Here is a 17,022-nt window from a genome sequence, read left to right as displayed (position 1 = left end):
TCGCAACTCTCTTGCGCAAATACCCCCTCCCGCGACATAGGCGTTCGCCATGACCCGCACATTCGATAAATCGCGCCTGCCGAGCCGCCACGTCTCCGTCGGCCCAGAACGCGCCCCGCACCGCAGCTATTACTACGCGATGGGCCTCGACGAAGAGCAGATCGCGCGCCCGTTCGTCGCGCTCGCGTCCGCCGGCAACAACTCCGCGCCCTGCAACACCACGCTCGACGCGCAGGCCGATGCGGCGCAGGCCGGCGTCATCCAGGGCGGCGGCATGCCGCGCCGGTTCAACACGATCACCGTCACCGACGGCATCGCGATGGGCCATCAGGGCATGAAGGCCTCGCTGGTCAGCCGCGAAGTCATCGCCGACTCGGTCGAACTCTCGGTCCGCGGCCATTGCTACGACGCGCTCGTCGGGTTCGCCGGCTGCGACAAGTCGCTTCCCGGCATGATGATGGCGATGCTTCGCCTCAATATCCCGTCGGTATTTGTCTATGGCGGCTCGATCCTGCCCGGCCGCTATCAGGACCGCGACGTCACCGTCGTCGACGTGTTCGAGATCGTCGGCAAATACGCCGCCGGCGCGTGCCCGCTCTCCGAAGTCCACGCGATCGAGAAGGTCGCATGTCCCGGCCACGGCGCGTGCGGCGGCCAGTACACGGCGAACACGATGGCCTGCGTCGCGGAAGCGATCGGTTTGTCGATCCCGAACAGCAACATGGTACCAGCTCCTTACACCACGCGCGAACAGATCGCGGTGGCGGCCGGCGCGCAGGTCATGGAGTGTCTCGCCGACAACATCCGCCCGCGCGACATCTGCACGCGCGAGGCGTTCATCAACGCCGCGCGCGTCGTCGCCGCGACCGGCGGCTCGACCAACGCCGCGCTCCACTTGCCGGCGATGGCGTCCGAAGCCGGGATCGAATTCGACCTTTTCGACGTCGCCGAGATTTTCAAGACAACGCCGTACATCGCGGACCTCAAACCCGGTGGGAAGTACGTCGCGAAGGACATGTACGAGGCCGGCGGCGTCTACATGCTGATGAAGACGATGCTCGCGGGCGGGTTCCTCAACGGCGATTGCCTGACGGTGACCGGCAAGTCGCTAGGCGAGAACATCGACCAGGTGACGTGGAACCCCGACCAGAAGGTCATCTACGACATCAAGACACCGCTGAGCCCAACCGGCGGCGTCGTGGGCCTGCGCGGCAGTCTCGCCCCCGACGGCGCGATCGTGAAGGTCGCCGGCATGCACCGCCTCCAGTTCTCCGGCCCGGCGCGCGTGTTCGATTGCGAGGAGGACACCTTCGCCGCCGTCGAGAAGCGCGAGATCAACGAAGGCGAAGTCATCGTCATCCGCTACGAAGGCCCCAAGGGCGGCCCCGGCATGCGCGAGATGCTGTCGACCACCGCCGCGCTCTACGGCCTCGGCATGGGCGAGAGCGTCGCGCTGATCACCGACGGCCGATTCTCGGGCGGCACGCGCGGCTTCTGCATCGGCCATGTCGGCCCCGAAGCCGCGGACGGCGGCCCGATCGCGCTGGTCGAGAACGGCGATATCATCCATATCGACGCCGAGGCCGGCACGATCGACCTCGACGTTCCCGAGGACGTGATGGCGGAGCGCCGCGCCGCGTGGGTGCCGCGCACCAACGATTACGGGTCGGGCGCACTCTGGCGCTATGCGAAGACCGTCGGCCCCGCGTACAAGGGTGCCGTCACGCACCCTGGAGCGGCAGCCGAAACCCATGTCTACGCGGATATCTAAGCAAACACTGGCGGTTGCCGCGCTTCTCTCGCTCCCGCTCTCGGCATGCGGGCGGGGGCAGCCGAGCAGCGAGCAGGTCGCGGCAAAGCAGCGCACCGAAACCGCTGGGGACAGCCGTATCGCGTGTGCGCGGGGTGACGCCGCGTTCGCGTCGACCTGCACAGTCGAGCAGGCGCAAGGCAAGGATGGCCTGATCCTGACGATCCGCCATCCCGACGGAGCCTTCCGCCGGTTGCTGGTGACGCAGGACGGCCGCGGGGTGATCGCGGCGGACGGCGCCGAGGTGGCAAAGGTCACGATCACCGGCACGGACGGCATCGAGGTCGCGCTCGGCGGTAACCGCTACCGCCTCCCGGCCACCGTCAAGGGTACGACGAAGCCCTCATGATCGGCATCGAAGGCCAGCCGGTCCTCACCGCCGCCGAAATGCGCGCAGCGGAGGACGCGGTGATCGCCACCGGCGTCTCTGTGGAGACGCTCATGGAGCGCGCTGGCACCGCGATCGCCGGCGCTGTTCGCCGTTTGGCTGGCGCACACGAAGTCCTGATCCTCTGCGGCCCCGGCAACAACGGCGGCGACGGCTACGTCGCGGCCCGCGTGCTGGCGGAAATGGGCGTTGCGGTCAGGGTCGCGGCGCTGTCGGAACCCGAGACGGATGCGGCGAAGGCGGCGAGGGCAGGGTGGAGAGGCTCGGTCGAAACGCTGGTGGAGGCGAAACCCGCGCCGATCCTGGTAGACGCCCTGTTCGGCACGGGCCTCACGCGCCCGCTCGACGCCAGTACAACGCCGACCCCCAACCGTTCCCCCGCGGACGCGGGGGCCCAGCTAAATCCCGAGGGCTTACCTAGCGGCCTATCCCGGGCCCCCGCGTCCGCGGGGGAACGGTCTGTGGTCGAGTGTCTCCATTCCCTCGCGAACGCCGCGCAGCTCAGCATCGCGGTCGACCTGCCCAGTGGGCTCGCCACCGACTCTGGCGAGGCGCGCAGCACGCCGCCGGTCTTCGACCTCACCCTGGCGCTCGGCGCTGTAAAACCGGCCCACCTCCTCCAACCTGCCGCGCGCTACTGCGGCAAGATCCGTCTTCTCGACATCGGCGTCGCCACCGCCAGCCAAGCCGAGGTCCTCAGAACCCCAATTCTCCCGACCCCGGGCCCAGACTCGCACAAATATACCAGAGGCATGGTCGCGATCGTCGCTGGCACCATGTCCGGCGCCGCCGACCTCGCAGCACTCGCCGCGATGCGTGCCGGCGCTGGCTACGTGACCCTGCTCGGGGGCAGCCAAGGCCCCCCGCATGCGCTCGTCCGCACGCCATTCTCCGACCACGCGCTCGCCAACGATCGCATTGGTGCGCTCGTCATCGGCCCCGGCCTTGGTCGCGACGATACCGCCAAAGCTCGTCTCGACACTGCGCTGACCTCGAACCACCCGCTGATCATCGACGGCGACGCCCTCCGCCTGCTCGACCCCGACCGGATCAAAGACCTGAAAGTCCCCGTCATCCTCACCCCGCACGCCGGCGAGTTCGACGCGCTGTTCGGCAAATCCGACACCGACAAGATCACCCGAGCCCGCGACGCCGCCACCCGCGCCAACGCGGTCGTCGTCTTCAAAGGCGCCGACACCGTCATCGCCGCCCCCGACGGCCGCGTCCGCATCGCGCAAGGGTCCAGCGACTGGCTCTCCACCGCCGGCACCGGCGACGTCCTCGCCGGCGCGATCGGCGCGATGCTCGCCGCGAAGCTCGATCCGATCGACGCGGCCTGCGCCGGAGTGTGGCTCCACAGTGACGCTGCCCGCCGATTGGGGCCTGCGTTCATCGCCGACGACTTGGCGGAAGCGCTCCGGTCCGCCAGAGCGTCGCTATGACTTCCGAACCCAATATCGACACCATCGTCCGCGTCGCGGCACGCGGCGACGGCATGACCGCCGACGGACGCCACGCCGCCTTCTCGGCCCCCGGCGACACGCTCACGGCCGACGGCACCGTGATCCCCGGCCCGCACCACCAGATTCCCCCCTGCGTGCATTTCCCGACCTGCGGCGGCTGCCAGCTCCAGCATCTCGACGACCAGGCCTATGCCGAGTTCGTCACCGACCGCATCGCCTCCGCACTCGACGGCCAGGACCTGTCCGCGCCGATACGCACGCCGCACATTTCGCCCGAGCGCAGCCGCCGCCGCGCGACGCTCCACGCCGAGGCCAAGGGCGGCAAGATCACGCTCGGCTTCACCGCGGAGAAAGCGCACACGATCGTCGACATCAAGGAATGCTGGATCCTCGATCCGCGCCTGTTCGCGCTCGTCCAGCCGCTCCGCCAGCTGCTCAAGCGCCTCAACTTCCGCCGTCGCGCGGACATCCACCTGACGCTCGCCGACCAGGGCGCGGACATCCTGATCACCGGCTTCGCCCCCGAAGGCCTGCCCGCCGCCGAAGCGCTCACCAAATTCTGCGAAGATCACAAGATCGCCCGCGTGGCGTTCGACGACGGTCTCGGCCCCGAGACGCGCTGGGAGCCCGACGCGGTAACGATCACGCTCGGCGGCGTCCCCGTACCGCTGCCGCCCGCGTCGTTCCTCCAGGCCACCCCCGATGGCGAAGCCGCACTCACCGCCGCCGTCTTGGAAGCGATCGGCAAACCAGCGACGGTCGCGGACCTGTTCGCCGGCCTCGGCACCTTCACGCTCGCGATCCCCGCCAAGGTCTACGCGGCCGAAGGCGCACGCGACGCGCTCGGCTCGCTCAAGGCCGCCGCGCACCGCACGCAACGTCCGGTCTACCCGGAGCACCGCGATCTCTATCGCCGCCCGCTGACGGTCGCCGAACTCGACCGCTTCGACGCGGTGGTGATCGATCCACCCCGCTCCGGCGCGCGCGAACAGGCGACTGCGCTGGCGGAGTGCAAGACGCCGGTGATCGCCTATGTCTCGTGCAACCCGGCCAGCTTCGCGCGCGATGCGAAGGAGCTGTGCGACGCCGGCTGGCGGATCGACTGGGTCCAGCCGGTCGGCCAGTTCCGCTGGTCGACGCATGTCGAGCTGGCCGCGAAGTTCGTCCGCTAACCGAAGAAGCGTGTTCCCCCGCGAAGGCGGGGGCCCAGACTGGGTCCCCGCCTTCGCGGGGACACAAGCTTAAGGGTAGACGGCCGCAACAAAGAACAACCCATCAGGCGGCGCATTCAGGCCCAGCATCGCCCGATCCTTCGCCGCGAGCGCCGCCGCCACGTCGCCAACCGCCCAACGCCCCATACCCACCAGCGCCAGGCACCCGACCATAGACCGCACCTGATGATGCAGGAACGACCGCGCCGCCGCGTAAACGAACAGCCGCTCCCCCTCCCGCACCACCTCGAGCCGGTCCAAAGTCCGCACCGGACTATCCGCCTGGCAATGCGCCGATCGAAACGTCGTAAAGTCATGCCGCCCGACCAGCGCCCCCGCAGCCTCCGCCATCGCGTCCGCATCCAGCAACTGAGGCACCTGCCAAGCCAGCCCCGCCTCGAACGTCAGCGGCGAGCGCCGGTTGACGATCCGGTACTCGTACGACCGCCCGACACACGAAAACCGCGCATGCCAATCGTCGTCGACCACCTCGCACGCCAGCACCGACACCGGCGCGGGCTTCACCAGCGCGTTCAGCCCCTCCATCAACCGAAACGCCGCGAGCGGCTTCGCGATGTCGACATGCGCGCGCATCGCCATCGCGTGGACGCCCGCATCGGTCCGCCCCGCGGCCTGTACGGATACGGTCTCGCCGGTCATCTTGAGCACGGCGGCCTCCAGTGCCGCCTGCACGCTCGGCCCATGCTTCTGCCGCTGCCAGCCCATGAACGGCCGCCCGTCGAACTCCACCGTCAACGCGAACCGCGTCAAAGCTGAGTCCCCGAGCGGATCGGAAACCCGCGCAGCAATTCCGTGGCCGAGGTCACGCCGCGCCCCGCCCGCTGCACCAAGGTCGGCCGGATCGCCCCGTCACCGCACCCGATCGTCAGCTCCGCGTTGACCGTCAGCCCCTCGCACCCGAGAAACGAGAACGGCAACACGTCCGCCGCCAGCACCTTCACCCGCTCGCCAGCAACCTCGAACCACGCCCCCGGCGCCGGGTTCATCGCCCGCACCAGTCGCTCGACCTCGACCGCCGACCGCTCGAAATCGATCCGCGCCTCCGCCTTGTCGATCTTGGCGGCGTAGGTGACGCCCTCCTCGGGCTGCGGCCGGGCAGGGTAGGCGTCGAGATCGCCCAGTACCTCGACCATCAACCGAGCCCCCATCGCCGAGAGTTCGGACGTCAGATCCCCCGCGGTCTTGCCGACGATCGGCGTCCGTCCCTCGAGCCTTACCGGCCCGGTATCCAGACCCGCCTCCATCTGCATGATCCCGACACCCGTCTCGGCATCGCCCGCGAGGATAGCGCGCTGCACCGGCGCCGCCCCGCGCCACCGCGGCAACAACGACCCATGCACGTTCAGGCACCCGAACCGAGGCGCCTCCAGCACCGCGCGCGGCAGAATAAGACCATAGGCCGCGACCACCGTAACATCCGCGCCCAATGCCGCAAACGCCTCGCGAGCCTCCAGCCCCTCCGGCAAAGACGCCTTGAACGACACCGGCGTCCGCACCTCGATGCCCAGCGCCTCTGCTCGGACCTGCACCGGCGACGGCACCAGCTCGCGCCCACGCCGCCCGCCCGGCCGCGCGGGCTGGCAATACGCCGCCACCACGTCATGCCCCGCCGCGACGAGGGCCTCCAGCACCGGCACTGCGAAGTCCGGCGTTCCCATGAAGATGATCCGCATGGCCCTCTCGAACACGCTGGCGGGGAGCCGCGCAACCCCCTATCTGTTCCAGATGGCATCCCCCGAGATCGAGGCGCTGACGCAGGCGCTGGCCCGGCTCCCCGGCCTCGGCCCCCGGTCCGCACGTCGCGCCGTGCTTCATCTGCTCAAGAAGCGCGACGCGGCGCTGGGGCCGTTGCGCGAGGCTCTGACCGCAGTCGACGAGCGGCTGGAGAACTGCTCGACCTGCGGCAACGTCGACACCACCAACCCGTGTGCGATCTGTGCCGACCCGCGCCGCGACCAGCGCTCGTTGTGCGTCGTCGAGGAAGTCGCCGACCTTTGGGCGTTAGATCGCTCTCGCCTGTTCCCCGGCCGCTTCCACGTCCTCGGCGGTCGCCTGTCCGCACTCGAAGGCATCCGGCCCGAGGACCTCAGCATCGACAGCCTTGTCCGCCGCATCGAAGCCGGCGGCATCGACGAAGTCGTCCTCGCGATGAACGCCACGCTCGAAGGCCAGACCACCGCGCACTACATCGCCGAGCGCATCGAACGCTTCCCCGTCCGCGTCACGCAGCTCGCGCACGGCCTGCCGGTCGGTGGCGAACTCGACTATCTCGACGAGGGCACGCTGGCGCAGGCACTAAGGGCCAGAAGGCCAATGGCTTGACGCCCATCGGCTTGACGTGATGCCCACGCGTACCTTAGCGGACGCGCTATGACCGTCATGACCGTTCTCGAAGTCCCCGATCCCCGCCTGCGCCTCGTCGCCGAGCCGGTGGAGACGGTTGACGACTCCACCCGCACGCTCGTCGCCGACATGATCGAGACGATGTACGACTTCAACGGCATCGGCCTCGCCGCGACCCAGGTCGGCGTGCAGAAGCGCGTCCTCGTCATCGATCTCCAAGAGGAGAAGGACGAGGACGACAAGCCGATCAAGAACCCCAAGGCGTACATCAACGCCGAGATCCTGTCGGTCAGCGACGAGGTCTCCACCTACAACGAGGGCTGCCTCTCGATCCCGGAGCAATATGCGGAAGTCGCACGCCCGGCGCGGTGCCGCGTGAAGTGGCTCGACGAGACCGGTGCGGCGCATGAGGAAGATTTCGACGGCCTGCTGTCGACCTGCATGCAGCACGAGATCGACCACCTCGATGGCGTGCTGTTCATCGACCACATCAGCCGCCTCAAGCGCGACATGGTGCTGAAGAAGCTGGCGAAGCAACGCAAGCTGGGGTGAGGGGAGGTGTTGCGATTGTTTAGCCACCCGCGCGCCTAGCAAGTTACCACCCCGGCGAAGGCCGGGGCCCAATTGGGGGACGTCGCCGACTGAGCGCAGTCCTTCGTTACTGCGACCTATCCAATTGGGCGCCGGCCTCCGCCGGGGTGGTGCTATTCCGCGAGGATATGGAAGCCCTCCTCTAGTTCCCCCGCGAAGGCGGGGGCCCAGGACCACAATCACCACCTTCAGTAACCCTAGACTCCCGCCTCCGCGGCAAAACAATATTCCGATTGTCCTACATCAACCGTTCGACGTATGTTCCAAGCATGACGTCCCCATTCGCCCCCCAAACCCGCCCGCTAACGCCCCCATCTCCTCCCAAGGAAATGCTGCGCCAGCGTCTGCACTTCCTATACTTCACTCCAGTTTCGGCCGCGCAAAGTGGCTGAGTTCGCCATCATCGCCGTCCTCGCGCTAGCCGCCGGCATCCTCCTCGGCTGGCTCCTGGCCTCCCGCCGAGCCGCCACCCTAGCCAGCGAACTCGCCGTCGCCCAAACCAAAGTCGCCGACGCCGACCTCATCCGCACCGCGCGCGACGCGGTCGAACGCGAACGCAACGCCGCGATGCAGGATCTCGCGACGCTCCGAGCACAGAACGCCGAGCGCGCCACCGACACCGATCGCTTGCGCCTCGACCTAGCCACGATCCGCGCCGACCGAGACGCCGCCCGCACCGAAATCGCCACGCTCAAGGCGCAAGGCGAGGCGTTCGAAGCGCGCCTGCTCGAACTCCGCGAGGCGAAGGACGTCATGGCCGCCCAGTTCGGCGACGTCGCCAACAAGCTGCTCAGCGACGCGCAGAAGACCTTCCTCGAACGCGCCGACGCCCGCTTCCGCCAGTCCGAAGAGTCCGCCGGCCTGAACCTCAAGTCGATGCTGCAACCCGTCAGCGACCGCCTGCAACGCTACGAAGAGGGCGTCGCAAAGGTCGAGGCCGAGCGCCGCGACGCATTTGGCGACCTCAAGGGGCAGATCGAACAGATGCGCCTCGGCCAGGAAAAGGTCTCCACCGAAGCCGCCAAACTCGTCAACTCGCTCCGCAACGCCCCGAAATCGCGCGGCCGCTGGGGCGAGCAGCAGCTGAAGAATGTCCTCGAAACCTGCGGGCTCAGCGAGCACACCGACTTCCAGACCGAGGTCTCGGTCGCGGTAGGCGACGACGGCGCCCGCCTGCGTCCCGACGCGATCATCCGCGTCCCCGGCGGTCGAGCACTGGTGATCGACGCAAAGGTCTCGCTCAATGCGTACCAGGACGCATTCGGCGCGGTCGACGACGCCGAACGCCTGATCGGCCTCGCCGCCCACGCTGCTTCGATGCGCGCGCACGTCAACGGCCTCGGCAACAAGGCCTATTGGAGCCAGTTCGCCGACACGCCCGACTACGTCATCATGTTCGTCCCGGGCGAGCACTTCCTCTCCGCCGCGCTCGAACACGACCCGACGCTCTGGGATTTCGCCTTTGAAAAGCGTGTGCTGCTGGCAACGCCCACCAACCTGATCGCGATCGCCCGCACGGTCGCGGCGGTGTGGCGTCAGGAAAAGCTCGCCAACGAAGCGCGTAAGATTGGCGAACTCGGCAAGGAGATGCACGACCGCCTCGCCAAGGTGGCGGACGACCTGCGGAAGGTCGGCGTCGGCCTCAACAGCGCGGTGAAGAACTTCAACGGCTTCACCAATTCGTTCAACGGCCGCCTGATGGTGACGGGGCGCAAGTTCCGCGACCTGAACATCGAGACTGGCGCGCGGGACTTGGAGGATGTGTCGTCGGTCGATGCGCTGGCGTTAGGCGAGGGGCCTGCGCTGATCGAAAAGCCTGAAAACGTCGAAAGCTGACCTCTGAGTACCACCACCCCGGCGAAGGCCGGGGCCCAGTTGGGGGAAGCGGATGATGGACGCTGCGATCCGTTACTCAAGCTTTCCCAACTGGGCCCCGGCCTCCGCCGGGGTGGTGGTGGAGGGTGGCTTCTCCCGCACCGAAAACCGATCGGTACAAAAATCATTCACCTCCCGGCAACCTTTCCACATCCCGAGCATTAACCGGATAACACCCCCAAGAGTCACCCGGTCATGAAACACCTAGTCCCCATCCTCTGCGCCCTCATCCCCTTCGCAGCAATGATTGGCGCCTGCGTAACCTGCCCCTGACACCCNAGAAGGGAAGCGAAGGGATCAACCCTGCGCCTCTTCCTCCTGGTCGCGAGGAGCTTCGGCGGTCGCGCCGGGCTCTGCGTTCGGATCGTAATCCTCGACGAAGCCGGCCTCGTCACGCTCGAACATCGACGACATCACGTCGACGCCCGAAGCCTGCATCTCGGCCTCTTCAGGCGAGCGGGCGACGTTGACCTTGACGGCCACCGACACCTCGGGGTGCAGCGATACCTTGACGGTATAGACACCGATCGCCTTGATCGGCTTGTCGAGCACGATCGCCGACTTGCCGACCTTGTGACCGTCGGCCACCAGCGCATCGACCAGATCGCGAACCGCGACCGAACCGTAGAGCTGACCGGTGTTCGACGCCTGACGGATCAGGGTCACGGTCGCGTCGTTGAAGGTCTTCGCTTCGGTCTCGGCATCGCTGCGACGCGATGCGTTGTCCGATTCGATCTTCGCACGGTTCGACTCGAACACCTTGCGGTTGGCTTCGTTCGAACGAAGCGCCTTCTTGTTGGGAAGCAGGAAGTTACGTGCGTAACCGTCCTTGACCTTCACCACGTCGCCGATAGCACCAAGCTTTTCGACGCGCTCAAGCAGAATGACGTCCATGTGGGCGCTCCTTACTTAACGATGTAGGGCAGCAAGCCCAGATGACGCGCACGCTTGATGGCCTGGGCCAGTTCGCGCTGCTTCTTTGCGGCCACCGAAGTGATACGCGACGGGACAATCTTGCCACGCTCGGACACGAAGCCCTGCAGCAACCGGACGTCCTTATAGTCGATCCGGGGAGCGTCTTTGGCGGAGAACGGGCAGCTCTTGCGGCGGCGGAAGAATGGACGTGCCATGATTATTCAGCTCCCTCTTCGCGGTCACGACGGGGACCACGGTCCGGACGATCGCCACGATCGGGACGGCCCTCACGGCCACCTTCACGGTCGCCACGACGCTCGCGGTCACGATCCTGCTTGCGCATCATCACGGTCGGGCCCTCTTCGAGGGTGTCGACCTTGACCGTCATGTAACGGATAATGTCTTCGTTGATCTGGGTCTGGCGCTCCAGCTCTGCGATCACGCTGCCCGGGGCATCGATCTCGAGCATGACATAGTGCGCCTTGCGGTTCTTGGCGATCTTGTACGCCAGCGAACGCAGGCCCCAGTTCTCGGTCTTTACGACCCGACCTTCGTTGTCGTTCACGATCTTGGTGGCGATTTCCGCCAGTGCGTCCACCTGCGCTTGTGCCAGATCCTGGCGCGCAAGGAACACGTGCTCGTAAAGAGCCATGTCTTGTCCTTCGTCTTGGCCGATCGCTGATACACGCCCCATGCGTGCACCCCTCCGGCTGTCGTCTAGAATGCAAACAGGGGCGAGAGACGCGAATCTCTCACCCCGGTTGCAGAGGGCCTTAGCCGATTATCCGGCAAAGGCAAGGTAATGGTAGGTGTTACCGGAACGCGCCGCCACGGACCTGGACCACGTTGCCGCGACCGTCGATCAGGATCGCGTCACGACCCGAGCGGACCCACTGATGTGCGCGGGGCGGGGGTGCGAGACGATAGTTTCGGTACGTCGTGATGACCCGGTAGTTCTGGGCCTGGCGACGATCGAAGCGCTGGCCAGCGCGCCAGTTGCGATACTGCGGCGTGCGGACGACGGTGCGCTTGGTGACGACGGTGCGGCCATTGTCGTTGTGGCGCACGGTGGTGACTTCGCGACGCTGCTGCGCTTCGGCGGGCGCTGCGGCGAGCAGCGGGCTGGCGACGAGGGTAGCGGCAAGTGCGCTGAGAATGAACTTTTTCATGAGAATCTCCCGTTGAAAACACGGCGCCGTTGCTGCGGCGTCCTCCATAATCTGGGAGCCGATTGTCGCAGGCGATTGTCGCAAGGTCGGCGAAATGGTCGCATATTGTCTCAAGGCCGCCGGGTTCGTTCAGGTTGCAACTCGACGCGCACCTTTATAGGCCCCGCGCTCAAACGAAGACCTAACACAGAGGAGAGGCCATGCGCGCGTTCATCTTCCCCGGCCAGGGGAGCCAGTCTGTCGGCATGGGCAAGGCGCTCGCCGACGCCAGTGCCACCGCCCGCGAGGTCTTCGCCGAAGTCGACGAGGCGCTCGGCCAGCACCTGTTCCGCCTGATGAGCGAAGGTCCCGCCGACGACCTCCTCCTCACCGAGAACGCGCAGCCCGCGATCATGGCGAACGCGATCGCCACCTTGCGCGTCGCCGAGAAGGAAGGCGGCATCCGCCTTGCCGACAAGGCCGACTACGTCGCCGGCCACAGCCTCGGCGAATATACCGCGCTGTGTGCCGCCGGTGCGCTCGACCTGTCCACCACCGCCCGCCTCCTGAAACTCCGCGGCCGTGCGATGCAGGCGGCGGTACCGGTAGGCGAGGGGGCAATGGCCGCGCTGCTCGGCACCGACCTCGAAAAGGCGCAGGTCATCGCCGGTGCCGCGGTCGACGCGATCCTCGCGGAAGGCGGCCCCGAACTGATCTGCACCGTCGCCAACGACAACGACCCGTCGCAAGTCGTCATCTCCGGCCACCGCCTCGTCATCGAAAAGGCGATCGCGCTGGCCAAGGACCTCGGCGCCAAGCGCGCGGTATTGCTCCCCGTATCCGCCCCCTTCCACTGCCCCCTGATGCAGCCCGCGGCCGAAGCGATGGAAGCCGCGCTCCTAGACGCCGACCTCCGCGCGCCCTTGGTCCCGGTCTTCGCCAATGTCGACGCGACCGCCGTCGCCGACCCCGGCGCGATCCGTCACCTGTTGGTCCAGCAGGTCACCGGCATGGTCCGCTGGCGCGAATCGGTGTTGGCGATGCATTCGGCGGGGGTCGACCACTTCGTCGAATTCGGCGGCAAGGTGCTCAGCCCCATGGTCAAGCGCATCACCCCCGACGTCGAGACCGCCAGCGTCATCACGATGGACGACATCGAGGAACTCGTGAAGAAGATGTGATCACGCGGAGACGCGGAGCCGCGGAGAGAAGATTTGAGAGAAATCGATCAGATCAGTGGCGACGTGCTCGATCTCTCCCTTCGCATCCACCGCGAGCTGGGTCCGGGTCTCCTCGAAAGCGTCTACGAGCTGGTCTTGGCGGGTAAGCTTGCCAGTCTGGGTTACCACGTGGCGCGGCAGCGAGCGGTAGATATCGAGTTTGAAGGGATGCGCTTCGAAGCGGCCTTCAGGATCGATCTGCTGGTCGACGAACGCCTTCTCGTTGAAATCAAATCGGTAGAGCAGTTGAACGCAGTCCACGGCAAACAATTGCTGACCTATCTCCGCCTTACCAGACAGCCCGTAGGGCTGCTGATCAACTTCGGTGGCGCAACGCTAAAAGAAGGCGTGCGACGGATCGTAAATGACCATCGCCCCTCCGCGGCTCCGCGTCTCCGCGTGAACAACCTTCTTGGAGACTGACCAAAATGTTCGACCTCACAGGCATGACCGCCCTCGTCACCGGGGCATCCGGCGGGATCGGGTCCGAGATCGCCAAGGCCCTCGCCGCGCAAGGCGCGCGCCTAGCCGTATCCGGCTCCAACGCCGACAAGCTCGAAGCCTTTCGCGCCACCCTGAACGGCGACCACGTCGCGCTCCCGTGCAACCTCTCCGACGCCGCTGCCGTCGACGCGCTCGTCCCGAAAGCCGTCGAAGCACTCGGCGGCAAGCTGGACATCCTCGTCAACAACGCCGGCGTCACCCGCGACAATCTCGCGATGCGGATGAAGGACGACGAGTGGGACAGCGTCATCCGCGTCAATCTCGAAGCCGCGTTCCGCCTCATGCGCGCCGCCGCCAAGCCGATGATGAAGGCGCGCTTCGGTCGCATGATCTCGGTCACCTCGATCGTCGGCGTCACCGGCAACCCTGGCCAGGCGAACTACGCCGCATCGAAGGCCGGCCTGATCGGCATGTCGAAATCGATGGCGCAGGAGCTCGCCAGCCGCGGCATCACCGTCAACTGCGTCGCGCCCGGTTTCATCACCTCGCCGATGACCGACGCGCTGCCCGACGCGCAGAAGACCGCGCTCACCGCGAAGATTCCTGCCGGTCGGCTCGGCGAAGGCGCAGACATCGGCGCGGCGATCGTGTACCTCGCTAGCCGTGAAGCCGGGTACGTCACGGGACAAACCGTGCACGTGAACGGCGGGATGGCGATGATCTGAACTTGCGCGCTGAACTACCGCGTTCTAGGTGCGTTCAGGAAATACCGAAAACCCCCAGATTTGAAGAGGGAACTACCATGAGCGAGACCGCTGACCGCGTGAAGAAGATCGTCGTCGAGCATCTCGGCGTCGAAGCCGACAAGGTGACCGAGGACGCGAGCTTCATCGACGACCTGGGCGCAGACAGCCTCGACATCGTCGAACTCGTCATGGCGTTCGAGGAAGAGTTCGGTGTCGAGATTCCCGATGATGCCGCCGAGAAGATTGCGACCGTCAAGGACGCGATCACCTACATCGACGAGCACAAGGCCTGATCAGGGTATAGGGTCCGAGACTTTGGACCTGCCCTGATGGGTGTGATTTGAGCGGCTCCCCGTCCTTGGGCAAAGAGGGCGGGGAGCCGTTTCGTTTTGAGAGCAGACGGAGTTTGAAGCCATGCGGCGTGTCGTCGTAACCGGGCTAGGCCTGGTCACCCCCCTTGGGGCGGATGTTGAAACGGCCTGGGCGAATATCCTGGCCGGCAGGTCGGGTGCGGGCCCGATCACGCGCTTCGACGCGTCGGATCAGGTGTGCCGCATCGCCTGCGAGGTGAAGCCTGCCGACCACGAGTACGGTTTCGACCCCGGCAAGCGCGTCGACCACAAGGTTCAGCGCCAGGTCGATCCGTTCATCATCTACGGCATCGACGCAGCTGGTCAGGCGCTCGAGGATGCCGGTCTGCTCGACATGACGCTCGAGGAAAGCTGGCGTGCCGGCGTCTCGATCGGCTCGGGCATCGGCGGTCTGCCGGGTATCGAGAGCGAGGCGATCGTGCTCCATACCAAGGGCCCGCGTCGCGTTTCGCCACACTTCGTCCATGGCCGCCTGATCAACCTGATCTCGGGTCAGGTCTCGATCAAATACGGCCTGCGTGGTCCGAATCACGCGGTTGTCACCGCCTGCTCGACCGGCGCACATGCGATCGGCGATGCCGCGCGGATGATTGCGATGGACGACGCCGACGTGATGCTCGCGGGTGGCGCGGAGGGCACCGTCTGCCCGCTCGGCATCGCCGGGTTCGCGCAGGCACGCGCGCTGTCGACCAACTTCAACGATTCGCCTGAGAAGGCCTCGCGCCCTTACGACAAGGACCGCGATGGCTTCGTGATGGGCGAGGGCGCCGGCGTGCTGGTGCTCGAGGAATACGAACACGCCAAGGCGCGCGGTGCGAAGATGTATGCCGAGGTGATCGGCTACGGCCTGTCGGGCGACGCATACCACGTGACGGCGCCGCATCCGGAAGGTGACGGCGCGTTCCGCTCGATGCAGATGGCGATCAAGAAATCGGGCCTCAAGCTCGAGGACATCGATTACATCAACGCGCACGGCACTTCGACGCCGCTCGGCGACGAGCTCGAACTCGGTGCGGTCCGCCGCCTGTTCGGCGATGCGATCTCGGGTCTGTCGATGTCGTCGACCAAGTCCGCGATCGGCCATCTGCTCGGCGGTGCCGGTGCGGTCGAGAGCATCTTCTGCATCCTCGCGCTGCGCGACCAGATCGTCCCGCCGACGCTGAACCTCGACAATCCGAGCGACAGCTGCGTGGGCGTCGACCTCGTGCCCCACGTCGCCAAGAAGCGTGAAGTCCGCGCGGTGCTGAACAACTCGTTCGGCTTCGGCGGCACCAACGCGTCGCTGGTGATGACGAAGGTCCAGTAACGAAGTTGTTCCCCCGCGAAGGCGGGGGCCCAGACTGGGTCCCCGCCTTCGCGGGGATCCAAGGAGTACCAATGCGCAAGGTCGGCTGTTTCGGACTCGTCTTAGGCCTGGCGGCAGTCGTAGCGCTGTTCCTGGTCGTCCAAGGCTGGGGCGGCGCTGGCCCAGCCCCGCGCACGCTGACCGTACAGATCGGCGAAGGCAGCACGCTGGCCGGCGCTGCCACCGAACTCGAAAAGGCCGGCGCGATTCCCTCGGCCCGCCGCTTCCGCCTCTACGCCCGCGTGTTCGGCTCGGGCGATCCGATCAAGGCCGGTGAATACCGCATCGCGCCGCACACCAGCCAGTCCGACATCCTCAAGCTGATGCAGGGCGGCAAGGTCGTCCAGCGCCTCGTCGTCGTCCCCGAGGGCTATCCTTCCGTCCTCGTCCACGACGCGCTGACGAAGGCGGACGGCCTCACCGGTACCGTGCCCATTCCTGCGGAAGGCTCGATCCTCCCCGACAGCTACGCCTTCCAGGCCGGCGACACGCGCGCGTCGGTCGTGGTGCGGATGCAGGCGGCGATGAAGACCTACCTCGCCACCGCCTGGGCCGCGCGCAAGCCCGGCATAGCGGTGACGACGCCCGAACAGGCGGTCATCCTCGCCTCGATCGTCGAGAAGGAAACCGGCAAGCCCTCCGAACGCCGCACCGTCGCCGCGGTCTACGGCAATCGCCTGCGCAACGGCATGCCGCTTCAGGCGGACCCCACGGTGATCTATCCGATCACCAAGGGCCGCCCGCTAGGCCGCCGTATCCTGCGGTCGGAACTGCACGCTAAAAACGGTTACAACACCTATGCGGAAGCCGGTCTGCCGGTCGGCCCGATCGCCAACCCCGGCCGCGCCTCGATCGACGCGGTGCTTGATCCGGCGCAGACCCAAGCGCTGTATTTCGTCGCGGACGGCACCGGCGGGCACGTGTTCGCGAACACGCTGGCCGAACACAACGCCAACGTGAAGAAATGGTACGCCATCCGCAAAGCCCGCGGCGAGATGTAATCCTCCCCGGAACGGGGAGGGGGACCATCCGCAGGATGGTGGAGGGGGCTCACCGCGCGCGTACCGTCAGTGGCGGGATACGGCAGGCGGTACGCTCGTGGCGCTCCCCCTCCACCCCGCCGCTGCGCGT

At 66.7% G+C, this 17,022-nt stretch carries 19 protein-coding genes; 13 read left to right on the top strand and 6 right to left on the bottom strand.

Annotated features, from left to right (window positions below; genetic code table 11):
* Window positions 1-49: 49 nt before the first annotated feature.
* The 4 genes from ilvD to IFT67_RS14250 are packed head-to-tail and all read left to right on the top strand — an operon-like array spanning window position 50 to window position 4,833.
* Complete coding sequence (ilvD, locus tag IFT67_RS14265) at window positions 50-1,771, top strand: dihydroxy-acid dehydratase (RefSeq protein ID WP_192238880.1); 1,722 nt, start codon at window positions 50-52, stop codon at window positions 1,769-1,771.
* The gene (locus IFT67_RS14260; RefSeq protein WP_192238879.1) at window positions 1,752-2,159 is read left to right on the top strand and encodes an invasion associated locus B family protein; all 408 of its coding nucleotides are present in this window, start codon (window positions 1,752-1,754) and stop codon (window positions 2,157-2,159) included. The genes ilvD and IFT67_RS14260 overlap by 20 nt, the downstream gene beginning before the upstream one ends.
* Window positions 2,156-3,640: an NAD(P)H-hydrate dehydratase gene (locus tag IFT67_RS14255; RefSeq protein ID WP_192238878.1), complete on the top strand. Its 1,485-nt coding sequence runs from the start codon at window positions 2,156-2,158 to the stop codon at window positions 3,638-3,640. Before IFT67_RS14260 ends, IFT67_RS14255 begins: the two co-directional genes overlap by 4 nt.
* On the top strand, window positions 3,637-4,833 hold the full coding sequence (locus IFT67_RS14250; protein ID WP_192238877.1) for a class I SAM-dependent RNA methyltransferase: 1,197 nt from the start codon (window positions 3,637-3,639) through the stop codon (window positions 4,831-4,833). The genes IFT67_RS14255 and IFT67_RS14250 overlap by 4 nt, the downstream gene beginning before the upstream one ends.
* A 69-nt stretch (window positions 4,834-4,902) precedes the next feature.
* On the opposite strand, the gene truA is transcribed toward IFT67_RS14250, so the two are convergent.
* Window positions 4,903-5,643 (bottom strand): tRNA pseudouridine(38-40) synthase TruA, encoded by a 741-nt coding sequence (gene truA / locus IFT67_RS14245; RefSeq protein WP_192238876.1) that lies wholly within the window; start codon window positions 5,641-5,643, stop codon window positions 4,903-4,905.
* On the bottom strand, window positions 5,640-6,566 hold the full coding sequence (gene fmt, locus IFT67_RS14240; RefSeq protein WP_192238875.1) for a methionyl-tRNA formyltransferase: 927 nt from the start codon (window positions 6,564-6,566) through the stop codon (window positions 5,640-5,642). The genes truA and fmt overlap by 4 nt, the downstream gene beginning before the upstream one ends.
* Window positions 6,567-6,618: 52 nt before the next feature.
* Here fmt and recR point away from each other — a divergent pair, with 52 nt between their 5' ends.
* The 3 genes from recR to IFT67_RS14225 all read left to right on the top strand — a co-directional run bounded on the left by recR (window position 6,619) and on the right by IFT67_RS14225 (window position 9,663).
* On the top strand, window positions 6,619-7,215 hold the full coding sequence (gene recR, locus IFT67_RS14235) for a recombination mediator RecR (RefSeq protein ID WP_056052820.1): 597 nt from the start codon (window positions 6,619-6,621) through the stop codon (window positions 7,213-7,215).
* Between the two features lie 48 nt (window positions 7,216-7,263).
* Window positions 7,264-7,788 (top strand): peptide deformylase, encoded by a 525-nt coding sequence (gene def / locus IFT67_RS14230; RefSeq protein ID WP_056062589.1) that lies wholly within the window; start codon window positions 7,264-7,266, stop codon window positions 7,786-7,788.
* Window positions 7,789-8,211: 423 nt separating this feature from the next.
* A complete protein-coding gene (locus IFT67_RS14225; protein ID WP_107962929.1) occupies window positions 8,212-9,663 on the top strand; it encodes a DNA recombination protein RmuC in 1,452 nt (483 codons plus the stop codon).
* 336 nt (window positions 9,664-9,999) lie between these two features.
* Here IFT67_RS14225 and rplI read toward each other — a convergent pair whose 3' ends face one another.
* The 4 genes from rplI to IFT67_RS14205 all read right to left on the bottom strand — a co-directional run bounded on the left by rplI (window position 10,000) and on the right by IFT67_RS14205 (window position 11,786).
* The gene (gene rplI / locus IFT67_RS14220) at window positions 10,000-10,596 is read right to left on the bottom strand and encodes a 50S ribosomal protein L9 (RefSeq protein ID WP_056050886.1); all 597 of its coding nucleotides are present in this window, start codon (window positions 10,594-10,596) and stop codon (window positions 10,000-10,002) included.
* A gap of 11 nt (window positions 10,597-10,607) precedes the next feature.
* A complete protein-coding gene (gene rpsR, locus IFT67_RS14215) occupies window positions 10,608-10,832 on the bottom strand; it encodes a 30S ribosomal protein S18 (protein WP_031393978.1) in 225 nt (74 codons plus the stop codon).
* A gap of 2 nt (window positions 10,833-10,834) precedes the next feature.
* The gene (gene rpsF, locus IFT67_RS14210; protein ID WP_056050884.1) at window positions 10,835-11,269 is read right to left on the bottom strand and encodes a 30S ribosomal protein S6; all 435 of its coding nucleotides are present in this window, start codon (window positions 11,267-11,269) and stop codon (window positions 10,835-10,837) included.
* Window positions 11,270-11,429: 160 nt separating this feature from the next.
* Complete coding sequence (locus IFT67_RS14205; RefSeq protein ID WP_192238874.1) at window positions 11,430-11,786, bottom strand: RcnB family protein; 357 nt, start codon at window positions 11,784-11,786, stop codon at window positions 11,430-11,432.
* 200 nt (window positions 11,787-11,986) lie between these two features.
* Here IFT67_RS14205 and fabD point away from each other — a divergent pair, with 200 nt between their 5' ends.
* From fabD to mltG, 6 genes are all read left to right on the top strand, one after another.
* A complete protein-coding gene (fabD, locus tag IFT67_RS14200; protein ID WP_192238873.1) occupies window positions 11,987-12,946 on the top strand; it encodes an ACP S-malonyltransferase in 960 nt (319 codons plus the stop codon).
* Between the two features lie 33 nt (window positions 12,947-12,979).
* On the top strand, window positions 12,980-13,408 hold the full coding sequence (locus tag IFT67_RS14195; protein WP_192238872.1) for a GxxExxY protein: 429 nt from the start codon (window positions 12,980-12,982) through the stop codon (window positions 13,406-13,408).
* Between the two features lie 5 nt (window positions 13,409-13,413).
* Window positions 13,414-14,154, top strand: a complete 741-nt coding sequence (gene fabG, locus IFT67_RS14190) for a 3-oxoacyl-[acyl-carrier-protein] reductase (protein WP_192238871.1) — start codon at window positions 13,414-13,416, stop codon at window positions 14,152-14,154.
* A gap of 77 nt (window positions 14,155-14,231) precedes the next feature.
* Window positions 14,232-14,468, top strand: a complete 237-nt coding sequence (locus IFT67_RS14185; RefSeq protein WP_031393971.1) for an acyl carrier protein — start codon at window positions 14,232-14,234, stop codon at window positions 14,466-14,468.
* Window positions 14,469-14,589: 121 nt separating this feature from the next.
* Entirely contained in the window at window positions 14,590-15,852 is a 1,263-nt protein-coding gene (fabF, locus tag IFT67_RS14180) for a beta-ketoacyl-ACP synthase II (RefSeq protein ID WP_192238870.1), read from the top strand.
* Between the two features lie 71 nt (window positions 15,853-15,923).
* Window positions 15,924-16,892, top strand: a complete 969-nt coding sequence (gene mltG / locus IFT67_RS14175; RefSeq protein ID WP_192238869.1) for an endolytic transglycosylase MltG — start codon at window positions 15,924-15,926, stop codon at window positions 16,890-16,892.
* Window positions 16,893-17,022: the final 130 nt, after the last annotated feature.

It is taken from the genome of Sphingomonas sp. CFBP 13728, assembly GCF_014841895.1.
Classification (GTDB): Bacteria; Pseudomonadota; Alphaproteobacteria; order Sphingomonadales; family Sphingomonadaceae; genus Sphingomonas.
Note: the sequence above shows the minus strand (reverse complement) of the source record. Positions and strands in the feature narration are given on the sequence as shown.

Bases quoted from the DNA above. Each gene is read 5' to 3' on its own strand.
- ilvD (WP_192238880.1), top strand. From the start codon at position 50: ATGACCCGCACATTCGATAAATCGCGCCTGCCGAGCCGCCACGTCTCC.
- IFT67_RS14260 (WP_192238879.1), top strand. From the start codon at position 1,752: ATGTCTACGCGGATATCTAAGCAAACACTGGCGGTTGCCGCGCTTCTC.
- IFT67_RS14255 (WP_192238878.1), top strand. From the start codon at position 2,156: ATGATCGGCATCGAAGGCCAGCCGGTCCTCACCGCCGCCGAAATGCGC.
- IFT67_RS14250 (WP_192238877.1), top strand. From the start codon at position 3,637: ATGACTTCCGAACCCAATATCGACACCATCGTCCGCGTCGCGGCACGC.
- fmt (WP_192238875.1), bottom strand. From the start codon at position 6,566: ATGCGGATCATCTTCATGGGAACGCCGGACTTCGCAGTGCCGGTGCTG.
- recR (WP_056052820.1), top strand. From the start codon at position 6,619: ATGGCATCCCCCGAGATCGAGGCGCTGACGCAGGCGCTGGCCCGGCTC.
- def (WP_056062589.1), top strand. From the start codon at position 7,264: ATGACCGTCATGACCGTTCTCGAAGTCCCCGATCCCCGCCTGCGCCTC.
- rplI (WP_056050886.1), bottom strand. From the start codon at position 10,596: ATGGACGTCATTCTGCTTGAGCGCGTCGAAAAGCTTGGTGCTATCGGC.
- rpsR (WP_031393978.1), bottom strand. From the start codon at position 10,832: ATGGCACGTCCATTCTTCCGCCGCCGCAAGAGCTGCCCGTTCTCCGCC.
- rpsF (WP_056050884.1), bottom strand. From the start codon at position 11,269: ATGGCTCTTTACGAGCACGTGTTCCTTGCGCGCCAGGATCTGGCACAA.
- IFT67_RS14205 (WP_192238874.1), bottom strand. From the start codon at position 11,786: ATGAAAAAGTTCATTCTCAGCGCACTTGCCGCTACCCTCGTCGCCAGC.
- fabD (WP_192238873.1), top strand. From the start codon at position 11,987: ATGCGCGCGTTCATCTTCCCCGGCCAGGGGAGCCAGTCTGTCGGCATG.
- fabG (WP_192238871.1), top strand. From the start codon at position 13,414: ATGTTCGACCTCACAGGCATGACCGCCCTCGTCACCGGGGCATCCGGC.
- IFT67_RS14185 (WP_031393971.1), top strand. From the start codon at position 14,232: ATGAGCGAGACCGCTGACCGCGTGAAGAAGATCGTCGTCGAGCATCTC.
- fabF (WP_192238870.1), top strand. From the start codon at position 14,590: ATGCGGCGTGTCGTCGTAACCGGGCTAGGCCTGGTCACCCCCCTTGGG.
- mltG (WP_192238869.1), top strand. From the start codon at position 15,924: ATGCGCAAGGTCGGCTGTTTCGGACTCGTCTTAGGCCTGGCGGCAGTC.